Raw genomic sequence first — 24,017 nt, forward strand, 5'->3', positions numbered from 1 at the left:
GTGTACGGAACGCGACGGCGTGAGGAGAACGGCATGGGCACCTGGGACATCGGGCACTTCGACAACGACTCGGCGGCGGACTTCTGCGGCGGTCTGGACGACGCGGCACCGGGCGAGCGCGAGGGGATGCTGCGGGCGGCGCTGCTGGGCGCCGCGCGGGCCGAGGAGTACCTGGACTCCGACGAGGCGGTGGAGGCGGTCGCCGCCGCCGCGCTGCTGGCCGCCCAGTGCCCGGGCGGGGCGCCGGTGACGACCGCGTACGGCCCCAAGGAGCCGATACCGCCGCTCTCCGCCGAGCTGCGCCCGCTCGCGGTGGAGGCGCTGGACCGGGTGGTGGCGGAGGAGTCGGAGCTCGCGGAGCTGTGGGACGAGACGGCGGAGGGCCCGGCCTGGCGTGCGGGCATCCGGGCGCTGCGGGAGGTCCTCGACCCCACACCGCCGTCGACGGAGGTCCCGCGGTCCGAGGCCTGAGCGGCCGTCGGGCTCCGATCGCCCGGTTGTTCCCCCGTTCGCCGTAACGGAGGCTGCCCGGTCGTCACCGAGCGCGCCCACCGGTCGTCAGCCACCCTGGAAGCCCCGCCGGGAGCCGGTTCGGCCGAGGCCCGTGGCGGGCACCCCGGACACCCCGCCGGCGCGAGGAGACGGCATGCGGCAGCCCACCACCCGGGCCTCGGGCCCGCCCGGCGCCGTACGCGGCTGGCTGGACGCGCTCGCCGTCGTCCTCGCCGGGCTGGCCGCGATGGCGGCGGTGGCCGCGCTCGGCCTCTGGCTGGCCGGGGCCGGGGACCTCCCGGACGGAGGCTTCCCTTCGGTGCTCGCCGCGACGCTCGCGCTCGCCGTGGGCGGCTCCGTCCTCCTGGACGGCGGGGCGGGAGGCTTCGCGGCCGTGGGGGCCGGGATCAGCGCCATGCCGCTGGGCGTCTCGGTGGTCGGCGCGGTGGTGATGGCCGAGGTGTTCCTGCGGCAGCTGCGCCGGCGCGCCGTCGCGGGCGGCGGCGAACTGCTCGGGCGGATCGGGCGGACGGTGCTGCTCTGGCTGCTCGCCCTGGTGCTGCTCACCCTCGGCGCCCGGCACAGCTTCGTCGTCCCCTTCGGCGACGACCTGGCGCAGTCGATCAGCGGCGCGCTCGGGCTCACCCCGGAGGTCGGCTTCCACGCCGACGGCCCCACCACCGTCGGCATCGGGGTGGCCTGGCTGCTGCTGGTGTTCGCGGCCACCTTCGCGGTGTCCCGGCGGGCCCCGCTGCCGAGTGCCCTGGTGCGCCACCAACTCGCCGTCCGCCCCGCCGCGTTCGCGCTCTGGCTGGTGCTGCTGGCCTACCTGGCGATCGGAGTGGTGACGGGGGTGCTCACCGCGATCGTGCACGGCAACGCCCGGCAGACCCTGGCCGTGGTGCTGCTCGCCCTGCCCGATCTGGCCTGGCCGGCCTTCGGCGTCGGGCTCGGCGCCGAGTGGCACGGCCGACTGGTCGGCGGGCTCGGCCTGCCCGTCCCCGAACCGCTCAGTGCCGTGCTGCGCACCTCCGACGGCGGGCAGGCGACCATCAGCCTCGGCACCCTCGCGGAGCACGACGCGCGCAGTTGGTGGCTGCTGCCGATCGCCGCCGTCCTGCTGCTCGCGGCGGCCTTCCTCGCGGCCCACCGCTCGCCGCGCACCGTCCGGATCCGGCAGCACGCCGTCCGCTTCGCGCTCGCCGCCGCCGTCACCGTGCTGCTGGTGGGCCTGTGGACGCGGGTGGACGCCGACTACGGGCTCTCCGTACTCGGCGTCGGCCTCGGCCGGGGCGGCCTGGGCGACCTGCTCGGCGCCGTTCTCGGCGGCAACAGCCCGCCGGCCGGGCTGGGCGGCGGCAGCCTCACCCTGCGCCCGGTGCTCTGGACGGCGGTGCCGTTGGCGGCGGGCTGGGGCCTGCTCACCGGCGCGCTCGGCGCCCTGCTCGCAGCCCGGGTGCGCCACCGGGGCCAGACGGTGACCGAAACCGCGCACGAGCCGACCGGCGGGGCGGCCGACTGACAGAATCACCCGGGTGTTCGCATGGTGGCGCAGGAGCCCACGCCTGGCGGTGGCGCTGATCGCGGTGTACGCCGTGGTGCCGGCCGGGGCCGGCGTGCCGGCGCACGTCGGCGATCTGCTCCGGGCCGGCCCGCACCCCTGTCCGTGGGCCCCCGACTGGCTCAACCTCCACTGGTCCGCCCTCGCCCCGCTGGAAGCGCCGGCGGCGCTGCTGCTCCTCGCCGGACGGCCCGGTGGCATCGACCTCACCTCGTGATCACGGTCACCGACCTCGCCGCCAACGCCTACGCGGTGCACCGCCTCCGGCGCAGCGCTCTCGCCGAACAACCGGGGCTCCAGGGGATCGCCGTCTTCACCGCCTTGGTCCTGCTCACGGCGCCCTGGCTGCGTAGCAGGCTCCGGGCGGCCGGGTTCAGAACGCCTCGGCCAGCAGGATGACCGCCGGCGGGACGGCCTGGCCGAGCGCGCCGCGCCACAGTTTCGGCGCCGAGAAGAACAGGGTGATCCCGCCCGCGACCATGAAGGCGGCGAGGTAACGCACGATCGCCCGGCCCGCGCCGCTGTGTCCGCTGTGCAGCAGGACCAGCCCGGTGACCAGGCCGAGCGCCAGGAACAGGTTGTAGAAGCCCACGTTGACGCGCCACAGCCGGACCTCCGGGGCGTCCGCGGTGCTGCCGGTGAGCAGGCGGCGCACCTGCGGGTGCCCGTACAGGAAGCTCTCCAGCGGCCACACGACGAGGTGGATCGCGGCGGCGACCACGGCGAAGGCCTGGCTCACGGCGTTCATGGCGGACGGCTCCCTGGGGGGCGGACGGCGGACGGCGGGCGGGAGGACGGCGGCGCGGCGGTCCGGCGCAACTCCGGGCGGGCGGGCCGACGGCGAGCGCGGACCGGTGGTCACCGGTGGCGCACGGGATCGCGGCGTGCCGGGAGGCCCGGGGCGTTCAGTACAGTCTCGCCGCTCGGACCGGTCGGCCGCGAGTCGGTGCGGCGCCGGTGGCCGACGTAAGGGACGGCGCGGGGACCGGCGCGAGGGCCGGCGCCGGGCGGGTGCGCCGGCGCGCTCCCCGAGGGCCGCGTCCCACCGCCGCGGCGTCCCGGGAGCCCCGCCGGAGTGACGGGATTGGACTGGACCACTGTCGCGACGCGGCACTATCGTTCGGCGTGCCCGCGGACCGCGCGGCGCCGGATTCGTCGAGTGCTTCGGAACGGACCCCATGAGCATCTGGCCGCAGCTGCGCCGATCCCGGAGCGTCCGAGCCGGCCACGCCACCGGCCGGGTGCTGCGCTGCGGACTGATGGACACCATGCTCGCCGACCTCGCCGTCTCGGTCGTGCTCTGCTTCGAGAGCCCGCTGGACGACGACCGCCTCGCCGCCGGGCTGTCCCGCGCACTGGAGCGGGTGCCGGTCTTCGCGGGCCGGCTGCGCACCGTCGAGGGCGTGCTGGAGGCGGTCTGCGACGACGCCGGCGTGCCGTTCGAGGTCTACACCGTGGAGGGCACGCTCGCCGAGGCGATGGGCCGGGTGACGGCCGCCGGATCCGAGCTGGTCGCCCCCGTGGACGCCCCCGCCGCGCGGGCCGGCGGCATTCCGCTGCTCACCGTGCGGGTGACCCACACGGCCGACGGCGGGACGGTCCTCGGCTGCTCCTGGCACCACGCGATCGGCGACCTCAACAGCTTCGCGCTGTTGCTGCGGACCTGGTCCGCCGCGGTCGGCGGCGAGCCGCTTCCGGAAGCCGAACTCGTCGACGACCAGGACGAGTTGCTGGCCGACGTGCTTCCCGAGGAGGACTGCGGCCGGCCCGGCTTCCGGCTGCCCTCGGCGACGGAGGCACAGGAGCTGGCCTGGGAAGTGGCGGCCGGGCCGCGCGCCAACCGGATCGTCCAGATCGCCTTCACCGATGCCGAACTGGCCAGGATGTGCGAGGAGTTCGGCGCGGCGGCCGGGCGGAGGCTGTCCTCCGGGGACGCGCTCTGTGCCCACCTCGTGAGCACCCTGCGGGAGCTGGACGGGGACGTCGCCGAACGGATGCTGACGGTGCCGGTCAACGTGCGCCGGTGGCTGGGGCTGTCGCCCGCGCTGGTGGGCAACCTGCTGAGCGAGGTCCACCTGCCGCACCGGCCCGAGGAGGGCCCGGCGGTGCTGGCGGGCGCGCTGCGTACCGCGGTCGAGGAGTTCCCGACCGCGCACCTCAACCTCCGCGCCAACCTCTGGTTCCTGGCCACCCTCGGCCGCTCACGGCTGCGCGACTGCGTGCCGCTGGGCTTCGACCCGAGGGCGCGCCGGTTCACCTTCTCCAACTGGAGCGGCTTCGGCGTCTACCGGGTGGGTTTCCAGGGGCAGCGCCCGGTGCTCTTCAGCCCGGCCGCCAACTACCCGATCCCATGGGTGTGCTGGACGGTCGAGGGTTATCGCGGAGAGGGCCGGCTGTGCACCGTGGTGCTGCCGGCCCGGCTCGCCGCCCGGGTGCGCGGGGCGGAGGGCCGGGCGGCGCTGCACCGGTTCCGGCGGGCGGAGGACCGGCCGCCCGCGTCGGCGGCCGTCCTGCCCAGGGTGGTCTGAGCCCTTCGCGCGGCTCCGCGGACCTTCCCCCGGCAGGTTTCAGAAGGACCGCTCGATCGCACTCCACAGCTGGAGCCTGGCCCGCAGCGCGGTGCGGACGGTCTCGGCGCAGGCGTCCCACATGCTCCGGTCGTCGCCGCACAGGTCGATCAGCATCTGCATCGCCATCGGGGTGTGCTGCTCGCCGTCGACCTCGATGTGACGGGCCAGGTAGTCCTTGAAGACGGCGAGCGAGCCCTCGGGATCGTCGATCCGGATGACCTGGGTGAACATGTCGGGGATCAGGTCCTCGCGGCCGAAGGCGAAGGCGGCGGCCCGGCAGTGCACCGGCGAGTTCTCCACGATCGACCAGGTGGTGGAGATGAAGTCGAGGGCCGGCCGCGGGACTTCGGCGCGCTTCAGGGCGTCCGGTACGGCGGTGCCGGAGCCCAGCAGGGCCAGGAAGTCCTCGATCGGGCGAGGGTCGGCGCCGGCCTGCCGCATGCCCTCGACGTACAGCTCGAAGTGGCTGGTGTAGCCCTCGCCGAGCTCGTCGCTCTCCTCGACCAACACGATCTCGTTGATCAGCCGGCGGCTGGCGGTCGGGCCGTTCGGGACCCACGGCACCTCCACGCAGGTGAGGTCGCGCTGGAGGCTCTTGAGCAGTGACATGAAGTCCCAGACGGCGAAGACGTGGCTGGAGAGGAAGGTGCGGACGCGCTCGATGTCGGTGAGCGCCCGGTACACCGAGTGCTCGACCACCTCGCGGCGCAGGGGGTCGATGGCCTGCTGGAGGCCGGTCAGGCCGGGGTGCGAGCGGTCCCAGTGGTAGCGGTTCGCGGACAACGCGACTCCTCGGTCGGGTCGTTGGGTCATCGGGGGCGGTGCGGAAGGGGCGTCGGGACGCGCCGGCGGGCCCGGCGCGTCCCGAACCGGTCAGCGGTGCTTCATCACGAGGTCCAGCGCGTGCCGCAGCTGTTCCCGACAGGGCTGGACGGCTCGGTCGAGGGCGGGCGCGAAGGGCAGTACGGCGCCGTCCGGGCGGGTGATCCGACGCGGCGGGGCGAGCAGGCGCATCTCCTCGGCGGCGGTGGCCAGCACCTCGGCGCCGAAGCCGCAGCTGCGGTTGGAGTCGTCCAGGACGACCAGCCGCCCGGTGCGCTCCAGCGATCCGGCGAGGGCCTGCCAGTCGAAGGGGTACACGGTGCGCGGGTCGAGGACCTCCACCGAGAGGTCCGGCGCCAGCTCCTCGGCCACCGCGAGGGCGTCGTGCACCAGGTGTCCGAGGGCGACCACGGTGACGTCGCCGCCCGGCCGGCGGATCACGGCCCGGCCGATCGGCACGGGGGCGAGATCCCGGGTCACGGTCTCGCGCACCGGCATCGCGGCGGCGGGCGCGAACACCACGACCGGGTCCGGGTCCCGGATCGCGGAGCGCAGCAGCCCGTAGGCGTCCGTCGGGGTGGCGGGCACCACGGTCTTCACCCCGGCGTGCGCGAACAGGCTGTACGGGTGGTCGGAGTGCTGCCCGGCCCAGCCGTCCCGGGAGCCCGAGCCCGGTACCAGGCAGGTCAGCGGCACGGCGGCCTGCCCTCCGGTCATCAGCGAGAACTTGTGGGCCTGGTTGACGAGTTGCTCGAAGACGAGGAACAGCAGGGACGGGATCTGGAACTCCAGCACCGGGCGCCGGCCGGCCAGCGCGGCGCCGATCGCCATCGAGGTGAAGGCCTGCTCGGACAGCGGGGTGTCGACGATCCGGTCGGGTCCGAAGCGGTCCAGCAGACCGAGGGTGGGCCCGGCCAGGCCGGCGCCGATGTCCTCGCCGAAGACGCAGACCGCCGGATCGGCGGCGAGTTCGTCGGCCAGCGCCCGGTTGAGCGCCTTGGTGTACGAGAGCCTGGTCACGAGGCCGCTCCCGCCCGGGGCCGCAGCCCGTCGGCGTACAGGTGCTCCAGCGCGCCGGCCGGGTCCGGGTGCTCCGAGGCGAGCGCGAACTCCTCGGCGGCGGCCAGCTGTTCGGCCACCGAGCGGTCCAGCTCGGCGACCGTCGCGGGGGCGAGCGCGGCGGCGGCCCGGGGGAGCGGGTCGCGCTCGCGCCAGGCTCCGACCTCCTCGGCGGAGCGGTAGCGCAGCTTCATCCGGCGTTCCATGGTGTGGTGGCCCTCGTAGCGGTAGGTGCGGCAGGCCAGGAAGCCGGGGCCGCCGTCACCGCGGGCCCGCTCGACGGCGCGCAGCGCGGCGGTGCGGACGGCCTCGGTGTCCATGCCGTCCACCTCCTCGGCGGGGATGCCGAAGGCGGCGGCCCGGCCGGTCGCGCTGCCCGCGACGGCGGTGGCGGCGGGCAGGGTGGTGGCGTAACCGTTGTCCTCGCAGACGAACAGCACCGGCAGGCGCCACATCGCGGCGAGGTTGAGCGACTCCAGCAGGACGCCCTGGTTGAGGGCGCCGTCGCCGAAGAAGGCCACCGCGACGGGGGTGCGGCCGGTCGGGGCCCGCCGGGGGCCCGTGGCGGCGGCCCAGGCGGCGCCGACCGCGATCGGGGCGCCGGCGCCAACCATGCCGTTGGCACCGAGGATGCCCAGCGAGAGGTCCGCGGCGTGCATGGAACCGCCCCGGCCCCCGTTCGCACCGCCGATCCGCCCGAGGAGTTCGGCGAGCAGCCGGTGCGGCGCGGTGCCCCGGGCGAGGACGTGGCCGTGGCCGCGGTGGGTGCTGGCGAGCCGGTCGGCCGGGCCGAGCGCCGAGCAGACGCCGACCGCGACGGCCTCCTGGCCGATGTACGCGTGGATGCCGCCGGGGATCGCGCCCGCCTTCACCAGGCCGAGCGCCAGCTCCTCGAAGCCTCGGATCAGCCGCAGCATCCGGTAGCGCTCGGCCGGGGTGCCCAGCGGGGCGGGGCGGGGCGTCGGTGGCGCGCCGCCGGGCAGCGGAGCAGGAGCGGTCACGGCCGTCCCCGCCAGACCGTCGGGCAGTACCGGGGGTCGGCGTAGTCCGGCCGGCCGTCGTCCGTACGGCGCACCAGCACGTCGTGGTTGTAGACCACCGGCTGTCCGTCCGGCCGGTCGTGCCGGCGGTACGCGTTGTCGCCGTCCTGGAGGTGCAGCGAGACCGCCCGGCGCGGGTGGGCGGCCAGGTTGGGACCGCTGCCGTGGTAGGTGCGGCAGTGGTGGAAGGAGACGTGGCCGCGCGGGATCAGCATCGGCACCTTGCGCACCCGCTGCCCGTTGTGGGCGGCGTTGGCGGACAGGATGTCCTCCAGCTCGGAGTTGTCGCGGTCGGCGAAGTGCCGGGTGGAGTCCTCGCCCGAGGGCAGCTCCTGCCAGTGGTGGCTGCCGTCGACCATGGTGATGGTGCCGTTCTCCTCGCCGCAGTCGTGGAACGGGATGAAGGCGGTGAGCATCTCGTCCGAGGTGCAGGTCTGCCAGTAGTGCTTGTCGAAGTGCCACGGCACCCGGTTGCTGGGCTCCTCGGGCACCGGGGGCTTGTAGATCAGCGTCGACTGGAAGATCCGGATCTCCTCGGCCCCGGCCAGCAGCGCGGCCACCGCGCCGACCAGCGGCTTGCGCAGGATCGCGCCGATCGCGTCGCTCTCGTGGTGCACGTAGTCGTTGTGCCGCTGCACCGGCCCGTCCTCGGGCCGCCAGGAGGCCAGCCGGGGCGGGCGGACGGGCAGCTCGCGGTCGCGGTGGCCGGCGTAGTACAGCTCGGTGGCGGCCTGGAGGGTGTCCAGTTCCTCGTCGCTGAAGAGCCTGCGGGACAGGTACCAGCCGTGCTCGCGGTAGTGCGCGACCTCCTCGGGGGTGGGCAGCAGGGCGCGCTCGGCCTCGGTGAGCCGGAATTCGGCGGGGGCTTCGGCCATCGGATCTGTCTCCTCGGGGTGTGCGGGCGCGGCCCGGACGGAGGTGGCGGCCCGGACGGCGGGCACGGCGCTGTCGGCGGCGGTGGGGCTGTGCCGCTCGACGGCCTCGTACAGGGCCTTGATGTTCGCGGTGCCGAAGGTACCCGCCCCCTGCCGCTCGATCAGTTCGAGGAAGTAGGTGCGCCGGGGGTGGGTCGAGCGGGCGAAGATCTGGAACAGCTGGCCGCCGTGGTCCTGGTCGACCAGGACGTGCAGGTCGCGCAGGGTCTCCACCGGGATGGCCGTCTCGCCGAAGCGCTCGGCCAGGGCGTCGAAGTAGGCGCCCGGGGTGGTCAGGAACTCCACGCCGCGCTCCCGGGCGGTCCGGACGGCGGCGGCGATGTCGCGGGTGCTGAAGGCGAGGTGCTGGACGCCCGCTCCGCCGTGGGCGGCGAGGAACTCGTCGATCTGGCCGGGGCGGCGGGTGGTGTCGGGCTCGATCAGGGTGAAGGTGACGCCGCCGGAGGCGCTCTGCACCACCTTGGAGTCCATCGCCTGCTCGCCGACCTCGATGTACTCCTCGAAGATGGTGCGCAGGCCCAGCGCCTCCTCGCAGAAGCGCACGGTGTCGGCGAGGGTGCCGGCCGGCAGGCAGATCGCGACGTGGTCGAGGCCGTCCAGCAGCCGGGGCTCAGCGGTGGGCTCGGCGCTCGGCAGCGGCAGCAGGCGCAGCGCGGTGTCGCCGAAGCCCTCGATCAGCGCGCCGGAGCGGTCGAGCACCCGGGCGCCGTGCCGCTCGGCCCGCTCCAGCGCGGCGGCCGGGTCGGCGCAGCCGAGCGCGAGGACGGCGACGCCGTCCCCGTGCCGGGCGACGTACTCGGCGACGGGGTGTCCGGGGTCGGCGGCGGAGGTCAGCCGCAGCGCGATGGTGCCCTGGCGCAGGGCGACGGTGCGGGCCCTGTCCGGCGAGGTGGTCGGGGCACCGGCGGTGAAGCCGTAGTCGGCGCACAGGGCGGCGGCGCTCTTGTCGGCGTCCGAGCAGTGGAACTCGACGCGGGTGATGGTCTGGATGGACAACGGGATCTCCCCCCGGAGGGATGGCGGATCGGGGATCGGCTGCCGCCGCGCGGCGGTGGGCGGCGGCAGCGACGGGCGGCTACCGGGTCGACCGGGTGGAGGCCGTTCCGAGGATCAGGCTGAGGTTGTGGCCGCCGAAGGCGAAGGCGTTGCTCAGCGCTGCGCGCACCGGGGCGGGCCGGGCGGCGCCCCGGACGTGGTCCAGGTCGCAGGCCGGGTCGGGATCGGTGAGGTTCAGCGTCGGCGGCAGCGTCCCCCGGGCCACCGCCAGGGCGGTGACCGCCGCCTCCAACGCCCCCGCCGCGCCGAGGAGATGGCCGGTGGCGCCCTTGGTGGAGCTGACGGCGGGCGGCTCGGCGCCGAACACGGCGCGCAGCGCGGCGGTCTCGGCCACGTCGCCGAGCTTGGTGCCGGTGCCGTGGGCGTTGACGTAGTCGATGTCGCCGGGGGCCAGGCCCGCGTTGGCGAGCGCGGCGCGCATCGCGTCGGCGGCGCCGGTGCCGTCGGGGCGGGGCACGGTCGGGTGGTGGGCGTCGGTGGAGGCGCCCCAGCCGAGGACGTCCGCGTACCCGGCGGCCCCGCGCGCCTCGGCGTGCTCGGCCCGTTCCAGCACCAGGACGGCGCTGCCCTCGCCCAGCACGAAGCCGTTGCGGCGGGCGTCGAAGGGCCGGGAGGCCTGCTCGGGATCGTCCCAACCCTGGGCCAGGGCGCGGGCGTTGGTGAAGGCGGCGGCGATGGTCGGGTGCAGTGAGGACTCGGTGCCGCCGCACACCACCACGTCCGCGTCGCCGGCCCGGATCAGCCGCAGGCCCTCGGCGATCGCCTGGGCGCCGGCCGCGCAGGCCGTCACCACGGCGGAGCTGTAGCCGCGGATGCCGTGCTTGATGGCGATCCGGGCGGCGGCCATGTTGGAGAGCATGCCGGGCAGCAGGTACGGGCTGACGCCGGGGCGGCCGCGCTCCAGCCGGCGGTGCGACTGCTGCTCGAAGGTCTCCAGCCCGCCGCCTCCGGTGGCCAGCACCACGGCGGTGTGGTGCGGGTCGGCGTCCCGGCCGACCGTGAGGCCGGCGTCGGCGAGCGCGTCGTCGGCGGCGGCCAGCGCGAGCAGCACGAAGCGGTCCACGCAGCGGGTCTCGGTGGGCGCCAGCACCTCCCGGCCGTCCACCGCGGGGGCGATCCCGGCGGCGGGCAGCCAGCCGTGCGCGGGGTGGCCCTCGGGGACGGCCCGCAGGCCGGAGCGGCTGGCGGCCAGCGCCTCGAACACCTCGGCGGGCTCGCGGCCGAGCGGGGAGAGCAGGCCGATGCCGGTGACGACGGCTGTGGGGCGGTGCGCGCTCATGAGCCCGCCCCGTTCGGCTCGCGCCTCTCGACGGCTCGCCCGTTCCGCCCGTTCGGCCCGTTCCACCCGTTCCACCCGTTCGGCCCGTTCCGCCCGTTCACGCGCTCACCGCCGCGAGGTGGACCCGGCGCAGCAGGACCTTGCGGACCTTGCCGGTCGGGCCGAGCGGGATGTCCTCGGGCGAGACCACCAGCACCTTGCGGACGGTCGCGGCGACGGCCTCGTCCAGGGCGGCGGTGACCGCCCCGGTGCGGTCCGCGGCCCGGTCGGCGCCCTCGGTGAGGAGCAGCAGCACGTCGGTGACCACCTGCTCGCCGTCGCGGACCGCGACCACCGTGCAGTCCAGCACGTCCGGGCAGGCGGCCAGCACCCGCTCCTCCGACATCGCGGTGAACAGCCGCTTGCCGCCGCCGAGTTCGACCGAGTCGACGGCCCGGTCCACGTGGTAGTAGTAGCCCTCCTCGTCCCGGTACATCAGGTCCCCGGTGAGGAAGCGCCCGCGCAGCCGGGTGCGGAAGGTGGTGGCCGAGTCGTTCCAGTAGCCGAGCGCCAGGGTGGGGGAGGCGGTGGCGAGTTCGCCGACCTCGCCGGGGCCGAGCGGTTCGCCGTCCGGTCCGACGACCTCGCAGTCGACGAAGGCGTGCGGGCGGCCGACGCAGCGGCCGTAGCGCTCGGTGCCGGGGCCGTGGGTGACGAAGAAGTGCGAGTGGCCCATCTCGGTGGAGCCGAGGCCGTCCACGAACTGGGAGCCGGGCAGCCGGGTGCGGCCGGAGCGGGTGACGGTCTCCCGGCTGCCGACGGCGATCAGGCGGCGGATGTGCACCTCGTGGGCGCAGTCGCCGGTGTTCCACCAGAGCGCGACGGAGTCGAGGGCCCGGGTGGCGAGGTCGTGGCGGGCGAGGTCGGCCCAGGTGGCGGCGAAGCCGATCACCCCGGTGGGCCGCCACTGCTCGATCGAGGACAGGACGCCGTCGCCGGACTGCCGGGAGAGGAGGGCGAGTTCGGTGTGCGAGCTGAGCGCGAGGTTGAGTGCGATCAGGGTGGCGGCGTGCGGTGCGGGCAGGGCGCTGAGCATCCGGGCCTGGCCCTGCGGGCGGGGCAGCCGCAGCCGGTGGCGGATCGCCGCGTACAGGCTCGCGTGCGAGTGGACGACGGCCTTGGGCATCCCGGTGGTGCCGGAGGAGTGGGTGATCGCCACCGGGTCTCCGGACCAGTGCCGGTACGGCTCCGGGGCCGTGTCCGGGTCGCCGGCGCCGAGGGTGGCGATCTCGGGCAGCAGCGGCGCGCCGGGGTCGTGGTCGGCCAGCGCGGCCAGGCGGGCCGGGTCGGCGAGGACGCCGGCCGCGCCGAGGCGGGCGATGTAGCGGGCGGCGCGCTCGCCGTCCAGGTTGGGGTTGAGCAGCGCGGGGATCGCGCCGAGCCGGGCCAGGGCGAGGAAGGTGAGCACGTGGTCGGCGGCATCGCCCGCGTACACCACGACCGGGTCGCGCCGGGTGATGCCCAGGCCGTGCAGCGCGGCGGCCCGGGCCCGGACGGCGCGGTCCAGTTCGCGCAGGGTGAAGGGCTGCCAGGCGGGGTGGTCGTCCACCGCGGTGTCGAAACTGAGCAGCGGCACGTCCAGGTCCCGCCCGAGCGCGATCCGGGCGGTCAGGACGTTGCCGGCGCCCACGTCGGGGTCGTCCGCGAGCTGGGTGCGGAGGCTGCGGATGGTCACGGGGTGGGTCCCTCCCTCGGGGCCGGTCGGGCGGCCCGGGCGGCTGATCGGGTGGCAGGGCGGTCAGCCGCGCTGCCAGGCGGGGCGGACGGCCGCTCCGGCGGCGGTGCCGGGAGCGAGGCGGGGTCGGGCGGGAGCGCTGGTGTGCCGGGTGCGGCTGCGTCAGGCGCCGGGGCCTCGTTGGTTCCTACGGCCGGTGGTGTGCGGCGGGTTCAGCTCGGTCGGGATTCCGGGGGCCGGGGAAGCCTCGGGCAGGTCGGCCGCGAGCAGGACGGCCGTGGCGTGGTCCCCGTCCGCCGTCTGTTCGGCGGCGATGACGAGGACCAGGTCGGCGTCGCCGTCGGCGAGCAGCAGCGCGGCCAGCTCGCAGGCGTCGGCCGGCACCCGTCCGGGCGTGGCCGCCTCGGCCGGGCAGATCGCCACCAGGGGGCCGGTCAGGCCCCAGCGCGCGGCGATGTGCCCGAGGACGGCGTTGGGGTTGGACTGGAAGAACAGCAGCGGTCCGGTCCGCTGTCCGGGTTCGGCGCTGTGCTCGATGGCCCGGGCGGTGGCGGCGTCGCCGCTCGCGCTGGCCAGCAGCAGGGCGGTCCGTCCGGGGGCGGGCGGCTCGCCGAGCAGGGTGCGCAGGCAGCGCTCGGCGGTGTCGGCGACGAGCGGGTTGAAGCCGGAGGCGGCGAAGCCGGGCAGCGGTGGCGCGGGCCCGTCCAGCCCCGGTGCGGGGCGGCTGGCCTCGGCGACGGTCCGCAGGCCGGGGGCGTGGTCGGCAGGAGTGGGCATGGCGGTGGCGGTCATCCCGGGGCCAGCAGGAGTGCGGTGTTGGCGCCGCCGAAGGCGGAGTTGAGGCTGAGCGCGTACGAGGGGCGGGCGGTGTGCGGGCCGTTCAGGACGAGGTCCAGCGCGACGTCCGGGTCCGGGCCGAGCCAGCCGGCGTTGACCGGGAGCAGGCCGGTGCCCAACGCGCCGATGGTGACGGCGAGTTCGAGCAGTGCCGAGGCCTCCAGGGCGTGCCCGTGCACGGACTTGCTGGAGCTGACCGGCAGGTGGTCGGTGTGCGGGCCGAAGACCCGCCGCAGGGCGCGGGCCTCGGCCCGGTCGGCGAGGGTGGAGCCGGTGCCGTTGGCGTTGACGTAGCCGACCTCGGAGGGGGTGACGCCGGCCCGGGCGAGGGCGGCCTCGATCGCGCGGGCCGCTCCGGCGCCCTCCGGCTCCGGACGGCAGACGTGGTGGGCGTCCCCAGCCCGCCAGCCGGGCCAGTACGGGGGCGTCGCGCTCCTCGGCGGCCGGGGCGGCCTCGACCAGGACGGCCGCGGCCGCGTCGGCGAGCAGGGTGCCGGTGCGGCCGGCGCTGAACGGGCGTGCCTCGCCGTCCCGGGCGAGCGCCCGGCCGGCGTCGAAGACCGCGAAGACGCCCGGTTCGACCAGGTGCCCGGCCGCGACCAGGACGCGCTGGTGCCGCCCGGTGGCCACCAGGGCGGCGGCGTCGGCGACGGCGCCGGCCGCGGCCACGCAGGCGCCGGTGTACACCCGGGTGACGCCCGGCGCGTGCGTGGCCGCGCGGAGTCCGGCGGCGACCGCGTCGGCGGTGGCGCGGGTGCGCTCGTCGCTGTGCAGTGCGAGCAGCACGGGCAGCCCGGCCCCCTCGGCGGCGGTCAGCCCGGCCTGGCGGCAGGCCTGGCCGATCGCGTCGAGCACCACCCCGGCCAGCGGGAGGGCGGCGGCCAGCGGCACCGTGTCGGGGAACAGCGCGGCCCGGTCGGTGCGCCGGGCGCTCACGTCGAAGCGGGTGACCGGACCGAACCCGGCCCTGCCGTGCGCGGCGGCCTCGGTCAGCGCGTCGAGCCCCGGCCCGGCGGCGCTGAGCACGCCGACACCGGTGACCACCGGCCGCCCGGCCGTCGGGCCCGGCGGGCCGGAGCCCGTGGCGGTGGGATTCACGGCCGGGCGCCCGCGCGGTCGGCGAGGACGGCCTCGCGCAGCAGCTCGGTGGCGTCGTCGACGGTGCGCACCGCGCCGAAGCGGTCGTCGTCCAGGTCCAGCTGGAGGCCGTAGCGCTGTTCGAACTCGGCGATGAGCCAGGTGAGTTCGAGTGAGCCGAGGTGCTCCGGCACGGCCTCGACGGCACGCCGGCCGAAGGCCGCCAGCATGGTCAGGACTTCTGCCCGGTCCGGCGGTCCGGCGGGCGGCGGGGAGCCGGTCACGCGGCGCTGCCCGAGGTGGCGGCGAGGGCGTCGATCCGGCGGGTGACGTCGGCGGTGAACTCGTCCAGCGTCATCAGCGCGGTGGTCTCCATCTCGTCCAGGTCGAACTTGATCCCGAACTCGTCCTCGACCTGCACCGACAGCTCGGCCAGCGCGAGCGACTCGAGGTCGAGGCCGGCCGGGCCGAGGTCGGTGTCCCCGGTGACCTCGGAGACGTCGTACTGCATCTCGGCGAGTGACGCCAGGACGAAGGCGCGGATGCGGTCCTGCATGGTGGTGCTCCTTGTCGGGGTGGTGGTGCGGAACGGAACCGGGGCGCGGCCGGGTGCGGCGGGCCTTCGGCGCGGCGGGCCCGGTCAGCCGGGGGAGGCCGCGGTGGCGGCGCTCGCGCGCAGGGCGGCCGGGTCGCGCAGCAGCTTCCCGGTGGAGGTCCGGGGGAGGCGGTCCAGCCGGGCGAACCGGCGCGGGCGCTTGTAGGCGGCCAGCCGGCGGGCCAGCAGGCCCTGGACGGCGTCGAGATCGGCCCCGGGTTCGGTGGCCAGGTAGGCCTCGATCGCGCCGTCGTCGAAGACCACCACGGCCTCGCGGACGTCGGACAGCGCGGTGAGCGTCTGCTCGACCTCGGTGAGGTCGACCTTCAGGCCGCCGATCGAGACCTGGGAGTCCAGTCGGCCGAGCACGGTGACCAGGCCGTCGTCGCCGAGTTCGGCGGCGTCCCGGGTGTGCAGCCAGCCGTCCGACCAGCGGGTCGGGTCGTCCAGCCCCGGGTACGGGGAGGAGGCCGTGCCGATCCGCAACTCGCCCTTCACCAGGCTCAGTCGCATCCCGTGCACGGGCCGCTTGGCGGGGTGGAGCGCACCGGAGAGGTCGGTGGCGATCACCCCGGTCTCGGTCATGCCGTACATGGTGCCGAGCGGGACGCCGTAGCGCTCGGTGAACAGCGCGGGCAGGCCCGGACGGATGAGCTCGCCCGCCACGATCATGCGCCGCAGCCGTGGCAGCGCCGGGGGAGTGACCGCACCCGCCAGCAGTTCGGCGTGGAACGGCACCCCGATCAGGGTGGTCGGCCGGTCGCCGGCGGCGGCCTCCGCGAGGATGCCCGCGGCCGTCATCCGCTCCGGCACGGTGAGCGCGACCCGGGCGTACAGGCTGTTGAGCAGTCCGCCGACCAGGCCGAGCACGTGCACCACCGAGGAGAGCAGGACGACCCGCTCGCCCTCGCCGGGGAACTCCACCAGCCGTCGGTAGCAGTCGAGTTCACGCAGAAGATCGGACGCGGTGCGCGCGATGACCTTGGCCGGGCCGGTGGATCCGGAGCTCAGCTGGATCAGCGCGTGCCCGGTGGCGGCCGGACGCCCGCCCGCCAACGGAACGGCCACCGGCTCGACTTCGGAGAAGCCGCGCAGGGCCGCCGCGGACCGATGGGCGGAGCCTACCAGCACCTGCGGAGCCAGCCGCGCCACCGCCGCGTCGATCTCATGGTCGGTCAACCGGTGGTCGAGCAGGGCCACTTGGGCTCCCAGCCGCCAGCATGCCAGGAGCACCGCGACGAACGCCACCGAGGGCGGCAACCGAAGGGCCGCCGTCCCGCCGGGGCCGAGCCCGACGGCCGCCAGCCGCTGGGACTGCTCCTCGACCAGGGCGCGCAGGGCGTCCCGGTCCAGCGGTGCGCCGAGGCGCAGGCACTCCTCGCCGCCGGGCCCGGCCAGCAGCAGCCGGTCGACCCAGGATTCCGGGGCGTCGGAGTGCGGCAGGAAGGCAGGCGGAAGCACGGAGGGGGAAAAGCCGGTCAACGCGGCTCCACACAAGTGAGGGGATTTGACATGAACGCCGTTGAAAAACTCCGAACGGCCGATTCCGTGGCCAGACCATGGCACAGACGTTTGGTCAAATCAAGGTCTATACCAATGGGGTTGTTGCTCCTACGCTGCCGAACCGGGACTGGCCCGAGCGTGGCCGTCCTGGAACGAGGAACGCCCGTGGGAGCTCTCACGCCGGCCGGGATCGAACGCGCCGCGCGCGCCCGAATCCCACCGGAAATCCGGGATTTCATCGAAGGCGGCGCCGGCGCGGAGCGCACTCTGGCGGCCGACCGGGAAATCCTCGGACGCCGGGCGCCGCGCCCGCGCACCCCGGTCGACGTCTCCGTCCGCGGCCTCGCGCTGACCCTGCGCGGCGGGCCACGGAGTGTCCCGCACCGGGTGCTGGGCCTGCCGCGCGAGGAACTGGTGCGCGCCACGGCCCTGTTGGCCCGGCCCCGGCTCGCCCACCCCGGCCGCACCGTCCTCGCGCCCCGGCCCTGCCCGGCCGTCGGCCGAACCCGCGCGGCACCGCGTCGCATCGCGCGGCACCACGTCGGACGGCCGCCGGCCCCGGCCCGCGGCTGAACCGCGCGGCATCCGAACGACGTTCCCCCATCAGGAGGCCCGCACACATGACCGAGCAGAACGAACGATTCCCGGGCTGGGACTGGGACGACCCGGACGGTCTGGCCGGCCGCCTGGACGCCTTCAGCGAGCGGGTCGCCACCTGCGAGAAGCTCGAAGCGCACCCCGGCGGGCTGCCGCGCGACCACGCCGGATTCCGCGAACTCGGCCTCACGGGCATCGAGTTCGCGGCGTTCCGGACCGCCCACCCGGAGGGCCTCGGCACCGACCTCGCCACCCTGCGCGCCCCCGGCGCGGCCACCGAACCCGGCACCCTCTACCGGGTCGACGGCGACCGCTGGTTCACCCAGCTCGACATCGCCCGGCCACTGCCCTTCGCCGACGCCAGCGTCGACTGGGTGTACGCCGAGCACCTGATCGAGCACGTCACCATGCCCGTCGCCGTCGGCTGGCTGCGCGAGGCCCGGCGGGTGTTGCGCCCCGGCGGCGTGCTGCGCCTGACCACCCCCGACCTCGCCCGCTACCTGGTCGGCTACGCCACCGGCGACGGCTTCCTCACCAAGCATCGGCGCCGGCTGACCACCCTCGGCTTCGGCCCGCCGATGCCCGCGCGTCCGGCCTTCCTGGTCAACCAGATCTTCCGGTACTTCGGCCACCAGTGGATCTACGACCTGGACGAACTGCGGCACGTCCTCACCCGGGCCGGCTTCGACCCCGACCGGATCCGCCCGTGCTCCTACCGCCAGGGCGCCCGTCAGGACGTCGCCGACCTCGACACGGCGTTCCGCACCGACGAGACCGTCTACGTCGAGGCAGACTGTTAGATCCGGTCCGGCCCTCCCGTCCCTACCCGAACTCCCGCCCGCGGCGCCGCCGTCGGGCGCCCGCGCTCCTGCCCGGCCCCGCGCACCGAATGGATCCGCTGATGCCCCTCCACCCCCAGGCCGAGGCCTATCGCGCCCGGCGCGCGAGCAGCGGCACCCCGCCGCTCTACACCCTGACCCTCGCCGAGGCCCGAGCCGCCGACCTCGCGGACATCCGCGCGGCGGCCGGCGACCCCGAGCCGGTCGCCGCCGTCGAGGAGCACCGCATCGCCGGCCCCGGTGGCGAACTCACCCTGCGGCTCTACCGGCCCGAGGCCTCCGGGCGCCGACTGCCCGCCCTGCTCTACCTGTTCGGCGGCGGCTGGACGCTCGGCTCGCCCGACACCAGCGACGCCATCTGCCGCCGGCTCACCAACGCCGTGGGCTGCGTCACCGCCGGCGTCGGCTACCGGCTCGCCCCCGAACACCCCTTTCCCGCGGCGCTGCACGACTGCCGGGCCGCACTGCTCCAACTCGTCGCGAGGTCGGAGGAGTTCGGCATCGACCCGGAACGCCTCGCGGTCGGCGGCGACAGCGCCGGCGGCAACCTCGCCGCCGCGCTCACCCTGCTGCTGCGCGCCGACGGCGGCCCGGCCCTGCGCCACCAGCTGCTGGTCTACCCCAACACCGACCACGGCGCCGACACGCCCTCGCTGCGCGAGAACGACGACCCGGCGCTGTTCAACCGCCGTTCGGTGGACTGGTACTGGGGCCACTACCTGGCGGACCGGCGCGACGGCGCCAGCCCGTACGCCTCCCCGCTGCGCGCGGCCACGCTGGCCGGCCTGCCGCCCGCGACCGTCCTGACCGCCGAGTACGACCCGCTGCGGGACGAGGGCGAGCAGTACGCCGAGGCGCTGCGCGCCGCCGGGGTCCCGGTGGAACTGCGCCGCTACCAGGGCATGCCGCACGGCTTCTTCGCCATGACCGGCACCCTGGACGCCGCCGCCGAGGCCCAGGCCTTCGCCGCGCGGTGCCTGCGGGAGGCACTGCGGTGACGATCCCCCTGGCCGACCTGCACGCCAGCCTGGCCGATCCGCTGCTGGACGCGATGACCTTCCTCAACGAGGCCACCACCCGCTACCCGGACGCCGTCTCCTTCGCCCCCGGCCGCCCCTACGAGGGCTTCTTCGAGCCCGGGGACGTCCCGGCCCACCTGGCCGCCTACCTCGCCCACCTGGCCGACCGCGGCCTCGACCGGGACGCGGTGCGCACCGCGCTGTTCCAGTACGGCCCGACCAAGGGCATCATCAACGAGCTGGTCGCCCGCACGCTGGCCAACGACGAGGACCTGACCGTCGACCCGCGGGCCCTGGTGGTCACCGTCGGCGCCCAGGAGGGCATGCTGCTGACGCTGCGCGCCCTGTGCGCCGGTCCGGACGACGTCCTGCTGGTCAGCTCGCCCTGCTACGTCGGCGTCACCGGCGCCGCCCGGCTGCTCGACCTGACCGTCCGGCCCGTCCCCGAGGGCCCCGACGGCGGCCCCGACCCGGACACGGTCCGGGCGGCGGCCCGCGCGGTCCGGGCCGAGGGGCGCCGCCCGCGCGCCCTCTACGTCGTCCCGGACTTCGCCAACCCCTCCGGCACCAGCATGCCGGTCGCGGCCCGCGGCGGGCTGCTGGAGGCGGCGGCCGAGGAGGGCGTGCTGGTCATCGAGGACAACCCGTACGGCTTCTTCTCCCGCACCCCGGCCCGGTGGCCCACCCTCAAGGCGCTGGACCGCCACCGCCGGGTGGTCTACCTGGGCTCCTTCGCCAAGACCTGCTTCCCCGGGGCCCGCCTCGGCTACGTGGTCGCCGACCAGGAGGTGGTCGGCCCCGACGGGCGGCGGGGCCTGCTCGCGGACGAGCTGGCCAAGCTGAAGAGCATGACGACGGTCAACACGCCCGCGCTCAGCCAGGCCGTCATCGGAGGCATGCTGCTGAGCCACGACTGCCGGCTCCGGGCCGCCAACGCCGCCGCCACGGCCCACTACGCGGCCGGCCTGGACACCCTGCTGCGGGAGCTGGACCGCCACCTTCCGGCCTCCGTTCGGCGCCGGCTGGGGGTGTCCTGGAACCGGCCGGCCGGCGGCTTCTTCGCCGTGCTGACGGTGCCGTTCGTCGCCGACGAGGCGGCCATGGAGCGCTGCGCCCGCGACCACGGGGTGCTCTGGACGCCGATGGCGCCGTTCTACCCGGCGGGCGGCGGCGAGCACCGGCTGCGGCTGTCGGTCAGCTCGCTGACGCAGGCGCAGATCATCGACGGGGTGGCCCGCCTGGCGGCCTTCCTGGCGGCCTGAGTCGCGCGGGGACGGCGGAGGGGCCCGGCTGCTCGTCGCGAGCCGGGCTCCTCCGCCGTCGGTCGGCCCACCTGGAGCAGGTCGGCGCGCCCGGGAGTCGGTCAGCCCGCCCGGGAGTCCGTCGGCGCGCCCGGGGGTCCGTCAGCGCACCCGGGTGGAGAACAGCCGGGCCGACCAGTACACCGCCAGGACGGTCATCACCGCGACCACCAGCAGCCCCTGCCAGACCGCGCTGTCCCCGGCGTGCCCGGAGAACAGCGCGCGCATGCCCTCCACCGCCCAGTAGAAGGGGTTCCACTTGGCCGCCTGCTGGAGCCAGCCCGGCGCCAGGGTGAGCGGCAGCAGCACCCCTGACAGCAGCGCGATCGGCTGCGCGATGGTGTTGACCACCGGCGACATCGCCGCGTCGGTGGGCACCACCAGCGCGATGCCGAAGGAGATCGCCGACGTCATCAGGGCCAGCAGGCCCAGCAGGAGGTAGGCGAGCAGCAGGTTCAGCGGGCTCACCCGCAGTCCGAACGGCAGCGCGATCAGGGTGATCAGGACGGCCTGCACCAGCAGCGCGACCATCTCCCGCAGCGCCCGCCCGAGCAGCAGGGCCAGCCGGCTCACCGGTGTCACCCGGGAGCGCTCGATGATGCCAGCCCTGAGCTCGCCGAGCAGGCTGAAGCCGGTGAACAGTCCGCCGAAGATGCACAGCACCGCCAACAGGCCCGGCACGTACACCTGGTAGGCGTCGGCGTAGCTGGTCGCGCCCTGCGGGGCGAGCACCTTCTTCAGCAGCGGGGCGAACAGCAGGAGGTAGAACACCGGTTGGATGAGGCCGACGGCGATCCAGACCGGTGTGCGGATCATGAGCAGCAGCTGGCGCTGGAAGACCAGCCAGGTGTCGCGGGCGAGCTTCACGGTCTCCCCAGGGGGTCGTGCGGGTCGGGTCATGAGGGTCGGGACGTCTTCGGCCGGGACGTATTCCGAGCCGGGACGTCCGTGCTCGGGACGTCCGCGGTCGGGACGTCCTCGGCGGACGGCGGGCGCCGGTCAGGCCTGCCGCAACGAGCGGCCGGTGCGAGCCAGGAACACGTCGTCCAGGCTGGGCCGTTGGAGCTGCACGGTGCCGGGCGTGAGCCCGGCCGCGTCCAGGGCGCGCAGCAGTTGCGGGATGGCGGCAGCGCCGTCCTCCAGGTACAGCCGCAGCCCCTCGTCCCCGTTGGGCTCCAGCCGGTGCAGGTAGGGCTGCGGGCGCAGCACCGCGGCCGCCCGCTCGAAGGCGGCCTCCGCGGCGTCCAGGCCGATCAGCACCACGTCGCCGGAGATCTCGCGCTTGAGCGCCTCGGGGGTGCCCTCGGCGACCACCTGGCCGTGGTCGACGATCGCGACCCGGTCGCAGAGCGCGTCGGCCTCGTCCAGGTAGTGGGTGGTGACGACCACCGTCATGCCCTCGGTGCGCAGCCGGCGGATCTCCTCCCAGACGTGCGCCCGGCTGGCCGGGTCCAGGCCGACGGTGGGCTCGTCCAGGAAGAGCACCCGGGGCTGGTGGATGACCCCGAGGGCGATGTCCACCCGGCGGCGCTGGCCGCCGGAGTAGGTGGCGCACGGCCGGTCGCCGAACTCGCCCAGGTCGAAGGACTTGAGCGCGTCCTCGGCGGCCTGGGCGGCCCGCGCCTTGGCGGCGCCGTACATCCGGGCCTGGAGGACCAGTTCCTCCCGGCCGCTGACGTTGTCGGTGGTGCCGCCGCCCTGGGCGACGTAGCCGATCCGCCGGCGGACCCCGGCCGGGTCGGTGAACAGGTCGGCCCCGGCGATGGTGGCCCGTCCGCCGTCCGGGCGGATCAGGGTGGCCAGCATGCGCAGGGTGGTGGTCTTCCCGGCACCGTTGGGGCCGAGGAAGCCGTAGATCTCGCCAGCGGCGACCGACAGGTCGATGCAGCGGACGGCGTCGACGGTGGGGTTCTCACCGCTGCGGCGGGAGGTCTTCTTGCGGTAGGACTTGCGCAGTCCCGCGGTCTCGATCAACCGGAACTCCCGTGCGGGGATGGGCTGCCACGGCACCTGGAAAGGCGGGGCTCGGCACCTGCGGAGGGCGGTGCTGCTGCGACACCCTAGGGTGAACCCCGCCCCGGAAACAATGGCCTAGACCAATGGACCTGCGATCTCCCGGTCTGCTAAGGGGGCTTGGCTCCGGCCCGTTCAGCCGAGCGCCTCCAGACGGTCCGCCGCGACCGCCGCACCCCCGCCGGCCAGCAGGGCCCTTCCCACCTGAACCGCCCGCTGCCGGTGGCCCGTTGGATCGAGTACGGCCCGCAGCGCCTCCGCCAGCCGGTCCGGGGTGACGCGCGCGAACGGCACCCGCAGGCCCGCTCCGCTCGCCGCCACCTGCGCGGCGACGAACGGCTGGTCGTGCCGGATCGGCGCGGTGACCAGCGGCAGGCCGTGCGCCAGCGCCTCGCCCACGGTGTTCATCCCGCCGTGGCAGAGCACCGCGTCCAGCTCGCCGCGCGCCATCAGCTCCAGCACCGGCGCCCGCTCCACCGCGACCACCCGGGAGGGGAGTTCGGGCAGCAGGCCGCGCGGAGCCGCGATCACCGGCTGCACGTCCTCGCCGCACAGCTCCAGCGCCCGCACGGCCCGGCCGAGGAAGTCCGCGCCCAGCTCGCCGGCCAGCGTGCCCATGGTGACCAGCACCCGCCGACGGCCGGGCAGCAGCCGCTCCCAGGGGAAGTCCGGCTCGTGCGGGCGCGCCGACAGCACCGGCCCGACCAGCGCGTGCTCCGGCGGCGGGGCCGATCCGGTCAGCGCCGGGCCGGTGGTCGCCAGCACCAGGGCGGGGGAGGAGCGCGGGTCGAGGTACTCGTCGGCGGGGAGCTTGGCGCGCTCCCACAACCCGCGCAGCAGTCCGGTCATCCAGGCCTCGACCTGCGGCAACGCCCGGTAGGGGCGGCCCAGTTCCATCGCCCCGGGCGCGAAGCTCGCCCACGGCAGGCCGTGCCGGTGCGCGACCAGCGCACCCGCCGGAGTGTGCTGGTCGACCAGCAGGACGTCCGGCCGCCACTCGCGCACGATCGCGTCCAGCGGCTTCGCGGTGAACCGCGCGTACGGGACGACGAAGCCCTCCCAGAGCGAGCGCAGGGCGGCCAGCCCGTGCCCGCTCTGGGCCCGGAACGCCCGGGTGCCGGTGCCGAGCACCTCGGCCCCGGGGCCGAGCAGCGGGCGCAGCACCGACTCGGTGCCGCTCCAGGCGACCTGGTGGCCGCGCGCGGTCAGCTCGGCGGCGATGCCCGCGGCCGGGTTGACGTGGCCGGTCAGCGGTGGCATCACCAGCAGGAACCGGGTCATCGGGGGTCCTCCTCGGGGAGCAGACGCTGCACGTCGGCGACGGTCAGCGCCTCCAGGGCGGCCAGGTCCAGCCCGGCGCGCAGCGCGGCCAGGTCGGCCGACGGGCCGAAGCGCTCGCGCAGCCGCTCGGTCAGTTCGGCGAGTTCGTCCTCGTCCAGCAGGAGGTCGCCGTCCAGCCGGGCGTCCGGCGTGACGTGGCGCGCCCAGCCGGGCGGGGCGCCGGCCACCTCGACCAGGAGGGCGACCAGCTCCCGGTTCAACGGGGCCGCGGGGTAGCGGGGTTCAGGGTTCGTCATGAGAGATCTCCCACCTGCTCGACGGCGTGGGGTGAACGCGGCCGTACCGGAGCGCAGTTGGCGGCTTCCGGGGTGCGGCGGCGACGGCGGAGGGCCCGAGATCACTTGTGCGACCCGGCGGGCGTCGGAAT

The 24,017-nt window shown here is 75.5% G+C and carries 24 protein-coding genes and 1 pseudogene; 8 read left to right on the forward strand and 17 right to left on the reverse strand.

Going from position 1 to position 24,017, the window contains the following annotated elements:
- Nucleotides 1–33 precede the first annotated feature (33 nt).
- The 3 genes from ACZ55U_RS04450 (at nt 34) to ACZ55U_RS04460 (ending at nt 2,270) form a co-directional block, all read left to right on the forward strand.
- Nucleotides 34–471, forward strand: coding sequence for a DUF4259 domain-containing protein (locus tag ACZ55U_RS04450; RefSeq protein ID WP_465522323.1), 438 nt, complete (start codon nt 34–36; stop codon nt 469–471).
- Nucleotides 472–646: 175 nt separating this feature from the next.
- The gene (locus tag ACZ55U_RS04455) at nt 647–2,014 is read left to right on the forward strand and encodes a streptophobe family protein (protein ID WP_465522325.1); all 1,368 of its coding nucleotides are present in this window, start codon (nt 647–649) and stop codon (nt 2,012–2,014) included.
- 13 nt (nt 2,015–2,027) lie between these two features.
- Nucleotides 2,028–2,270, forward strand: coding sequence for a hypothetical protein (locus ACZ55U_RS04460; protein WP_465522327.1), 243 nt, complete (start codon nt 2,028–2,030; stop codon nt 2,268–2,270).
- A gap of 156 nt (nt 2,271–2,426) precedes the next feature.
- Here ACZ55U_RS04460 and ACZ55U_RS04465 read toward each other — a convergent pair whose 3' ends face one another.
- On the reverse strand, nt 2,427–2,801 hold the full coding sequence (locus ACZ55U_RS04465) for a DUF1304 domain-containing protein (protein WP_465522329.1): 375 nt from the start codon (nt 2,799–2,801) through the stop codon (nt 2,427–2,429).
- A 430-nt stretch (nt 2,802–3,231) separates the two neighbouring features.
- Between ACZ55U_RS04465 and ACZ55U_RS04470 the strand changes: the two genes are divergently transcribed.
- Nucleotides 3,232–4,581 (forward strand): acyltransferase, encoded by a 1,350-nt coding sequence (locus tag ACZ55U_RS04470; RefSeq protein ID WP_465522331.1) that lies wholly within the window; start codon nt 3,232–3,234, stop codon nt 4,579–4,581.
- A gap of 39 nt (nt 4,582–4,620) precedes the next feature.
- Here the strand turns inward: ACZ55U_RS04470 and ACZ55U_RS04475 are convergent, their stop codons facing one another.
- From ACZ55U_RS04475 to ACZ55U_RS04530, 12 genes and pseudogenes are all read right to left on the reverse strand, one after another.
- Nucleotides 4,621–5,406 carry a DUF3050 domain-containing protein gene (locus ACZ55U_RS04475; RefSeq protein ID WP_465522333.1) on the reverse strand — a complete coding sequence of 262 codons (786 nt, stop codon included), beginning with the start codon at nt 5,404–5,406 and terminating at the stop codon, nt 4,621–4,623.
- Between the two features lie 90 nt (nt 5,407–5,496).
- A complete protein-coding gene (locus tag ACZ55U_RS04480) occupies nt 5,497–6,465 on the reverse strand; it encodes an alpha-ketoacid dehydrogenase subunit beta (RefSeq protein ID WP_465522335.1) in 969 nt (322 codons plus the stop codon).
- Complete coding sequence (locus tag ACZ55U_RS04485; RefSeq protein ID WP_465522337.1) at nt 6,462–7,505, reverse strand: thiamine pyrophosphate-dependent dehydrogenase E1 component subunit alpha; 1,044 nt, start codon at nt 7,503–7,505, stop codon at nt 6,462–6,464. The genes ACZ55U_RS04480 and ACZ55U_RS04485 overlap by 4 nt, the downstream gene beginning before the upstream one ends.
- Entirely contained in the window at nt 7,502–9,475 is a 1,974-nt protein-coding gene (gene hppD, locus ACZ55U_RS04490) for a 4-hydroxyphenylpyruvate dioxygenase (RefSeq protein WP_465522339.1), read from the reverse strand. Before hppD ends, ACZ55U_RS04485 begins: the two co-directional genes overlap by 4 nt.
- A gap of 79 nt (nt 9,476–9,554) precedes the next feature.
- A complete protein-coding gene (locus ACZ55U_RS04495; RefSeq protein ID WP_465522341.1) occupies nt 9,555–10,814 on the reverse strand; it encodes a beta-ketoacyl-[acyl-carrier-protein] synthase family protein in 1,260 nt (419 codons plus the stop codon).
- 97 nt (nt 10,815–10,911) lie between these two features.
- On the reverse strand, nt 10,912–12,528 hold the full coding sequence (locus ACZ55U_RS04500) for a class I adenylate-forming enzyme family protein (protein WP_465522343.1): 1,617 nt from the start codon (nt 12,526–12,528) through the stop codon (nt 10,912–10,914).
- 162 nt (nt 12,529–12,690) lie between these two features.
- A complete protein-coding gene (locus ACZ55U_RS04505; protein WP_465522627.1) occupies nt 12,691–13,305 on the reverse strand; it encodes a beta-ketoacyl synthase chain length factor in 615 nt (204 codons plus the stop codon).
- An 11-nt stretch (nt 13,306–13,316) separates the two neighbouring features.
- Nucleotides 13,317–13,706 (reverse strand): hypothetical protein, encoded by a 390-nt coding sequence (locus ACZ55U_RS04510; RefSeq protein WP_465522613.1) that lies wholly within the window; start codon nt 13,704–13,706, stop codon nt 13,317–13,319.
- A 166-nt stretch (nt 13,707–13,872) separates the two neighbouring features.
- A pseudogene (locus ACZ55U_RS04515) lies at nt 13,873–14,463 on the reverse strand (beta-ketoacyl-[acyl-carrier-protein] synthase family protein); the annotation flags it as partial.
- Nucleotides 14,460–14,726: an acyl carrier protein gene (locus tag ACZ55U_RS04520; RefSeq protein WP_465522345.1), complete on the reverse strand. Its 267-nt coding sequence runs from the start codon at nt 14,724–14,726 to the stop codon at nt 14,460–14,462. The gene ACZ55U_RS04520 and the pseudogene ACZ55U_RS04515, both read right to left, overlap by 4 nt.
- On the reverse strand, nt 14,723–14,998 hold the full coding sequence (locus tag ACZ55U_RS04525) for a phosphopantetheine-binding protein (RefSeq protein WP_380700070.1): 276 nt from the start codon (nt 14,996–14,998) through the stop codon (nt 14,723–14,725). The genes ACZ55U_RS04520 and ACZ55U_RS04525 overlap by 4 nt, the downstream gene beginning before the upstream one ends.
- Before the next feature lie 84 nt (nt 14,999–15,082).
- Nucleotides 15,083–16,498 carry a class I adenylate-forming enzyme family protein gene (locus ACZ55U_RS04530; protein ID WP_465522347.1) on the reverse strand — a complete coding sequence of 472 codons (1,416 nt, stop codon included), beginning with the start codon at nt 16,496–16,498 and terminating at the stop codon, nt 15,083–15,085.
- Nucleotides 16,499–16,705: 207 nt separating this feature from the next.
- Between ACZ55U_RS04530 and ACZ55U_RS04535 the strand changes: the two genes are divergently transcribed.
- The 4 genes from ACZ55U_RS04535 (at nt 16,706) to ACZ55U_RS04550 (ending at nt 20,257) form a co-directional block, all read left to right on the forward strand.
- Complete coding sequence (locus ACZ55U_RS04535; protein WP_465522349.1) at nt 16,706–17,113, forward strand: hypothetical protein; 408 nt, start codon at nt 16,706–16,708, stop codon at nt 17,111–17,113.
- A gap of 47 nt (nt 17,114–17,160) precedes the next feature.
- Nucleotides 17,161–17,937 (forward strand): class I SAM-dependent methyltransferase, encoded by a 777-nt coding sequence (locus ACZ55U_RS04540; protein WP_465522351.1) that lies wholly within the window; start codon nt 17,161–17,163, stop codon nt 17,935–17,937.
- 101 nt (nt 17,938–18,038) lie between these two features.
- Entirely contained in the window at nt 18,039–18,974 is a 936-nt protein-coding gene (locus tag ACZ55U_RS04545) for an alpha/beta hydrolase (protein ID WP_465522353.1), read from the forward strand.
- Nucleotides 18,971–20,257, forward strand: a complete 1,287-nt coding sequence (locus tag ACZ55U_RS04550) for an aminotransferase-like domain-containing protein (RefSeq protein WP_465522355.1) — start codon at nt 18,971–18,973, stop codon at nt 20,255–20,257. The genes ACZ55U_RS04545 and ACZ55U_RS04550 overlap by 4 nt, the downstream gene beginning before the upstream one ends.
- A 141-nt stretch (nt 20,258–20,398) precedes the next feature.
- Here ACZ55U_RS04550 and ACZ55U_RS04555 read toward each other — a convergent pair whose 3' ends face one another.
- The 4 genes from ACZ55U_RS04555 to ACZ55U_RS04570 all read right to left on the reverse strand — a co-directional run bounded on the left by ACZ55U_RS04555 (nt 20,399) and on the right by ACZ55U_RS04570 (nt 23,886).
- The gene (locus ACZ55U_RS04555; protein ID WP_465522357.1) at nt 20,399–21,163 is read right to left on the reverse strand and encodes an ABC transporter permease; all 765 of its coding nucleotides are present in this window, start codon (nt 21,161–21,163) and stop codon (nt 20,399–20,401) included.
- Between the two features lie 132 nt (nt 21,164–21,295).
- Nucleotides 21,296–22,270 (reverse strand): ATP-binding cassette domain-containing protein, encoded by a 975-nt coding sequence (locus ACZ55U_RS04560; RefSeq protein WP_465522359.1) that lies wholly within the window; start codon nt 22,268–22,270, stop codon nt 21,296–21,298.
- A gap of 174 nt (nt 22,271–22,444) precedes the next feature.
- Nucleotides 22,445–23,590, reverse strand: a complete 1,146-nt coding sequence (locus ACZ55U_RS04565; RefSeq protein ID WP_465522361.1) for a glycosyltransferase — start codon at nt 23,588–23,590, stop codon at nt 22,445–22,447.
- Complete coding sequence (locus tag ACZ55U_RS04570; RefSeq protein WP_465522363.1) at nt 23,587–23,886, reverse strand: hypothetical protein; 300 nt, start codon at nt 23,884–23,886, stop codon at nt 23,587–23,589. The genes ACZ55U_RS04565 and ACZ55U_RS04570 overlap by 4 nt, the downstream gene beginning before the upstream one ends.
- Nucleotides 23,887–24,017: the final 131 nt, after the last annotated feature.

The sequence above is a fragment of the Kitasatospora sp. NPDC034533 genome, from assembly GCF_055575155.1.

Excerpts from the sequence above, each read along its gene's own strand:
- ACZ55U_RS04505 (WP_465522627.1), bottom strand. The coding sequence starts at position 13,305 with ATGCCCACTCCTGCCGACCACGCCCCCGGCCTGCGGACCGTCGCCGAG.
- ACZ55U_RS04450 (WP_465522323.1), top strand. The coding sequence starts at position 34 with ATGGGCACCTGGGACATCGGGCACTTCGACAACGACTCGGCGGCGGAC.
- ACZ55U_RS04495 (WP_465522341.1), bottom strand. The coding sequence starts at position 10,814 with ATGAGCGCGCACCGCCCCACAGCCGTCGTCACCGGCATCGGCCTGCTC.
- ACZ55U_RS04540 (WP_465522351.1), top strand. The coding sequence starts at position 17,161 with ATGACCGAGCAGAACGAACGATTCCCGGGCTGGGACTGGGACGACCCG.
- ACZ55U_RS04465 (WP_465522329.1), bottom strand. The coding sequence starts at position 2,801 with ATGAACGCCGTGAGCCAGGCCTTCGCCGTGGTCGCCGCCGCGATCCAC.
- ACZ55U_RS04545 (WP_465522353.1), top strand. The coding sequence starts at position 18,039 with ATGCCCCTCCACCCCCAGGCCGAGGCCTATCGCGCCCGGCGCGCGAGC.
- ACZ55U_RS04565 (WP_465522361.1), bottom strand. The coding sequence starts at position 23,590 with ATGACCCGGTTCCTGCTGGTGATGCCACCGCTGACCGGCCACGTCAAC.
- ACZ55U_RS04455 (WP_465522325.1), top strand. The coding sequence starts at position 647 with ATGCGGCAGCCCACCACCCGGGCCTCGGGCCCGCCCGGCGCCGTACGC.
- ACZ55U_RS04570 (WP_465522363.1), bottom strand. The coding sequence starts at position 23,886 with ATGACGAACCCTGAACCCCGCTACCCCGCGGCCCCGTTGAACCGGGAG.
- ACZ55U_RS04525 (WP_380700070.1), bottom strand. The coding sequence starts at position 14,998 with ATGCAGGACCGCATCCGCGCCTTCGTCCTGGCGTCACTCGCCGAGATG.
- ACZ55U_RS04470 (WP_465522331.1), top strand. The coding sequence starts at position 3,232 with ATGAGCATCTGGCCGCAGCTGCGCCGATCCCGGAGCGTCCGAGCCGGC.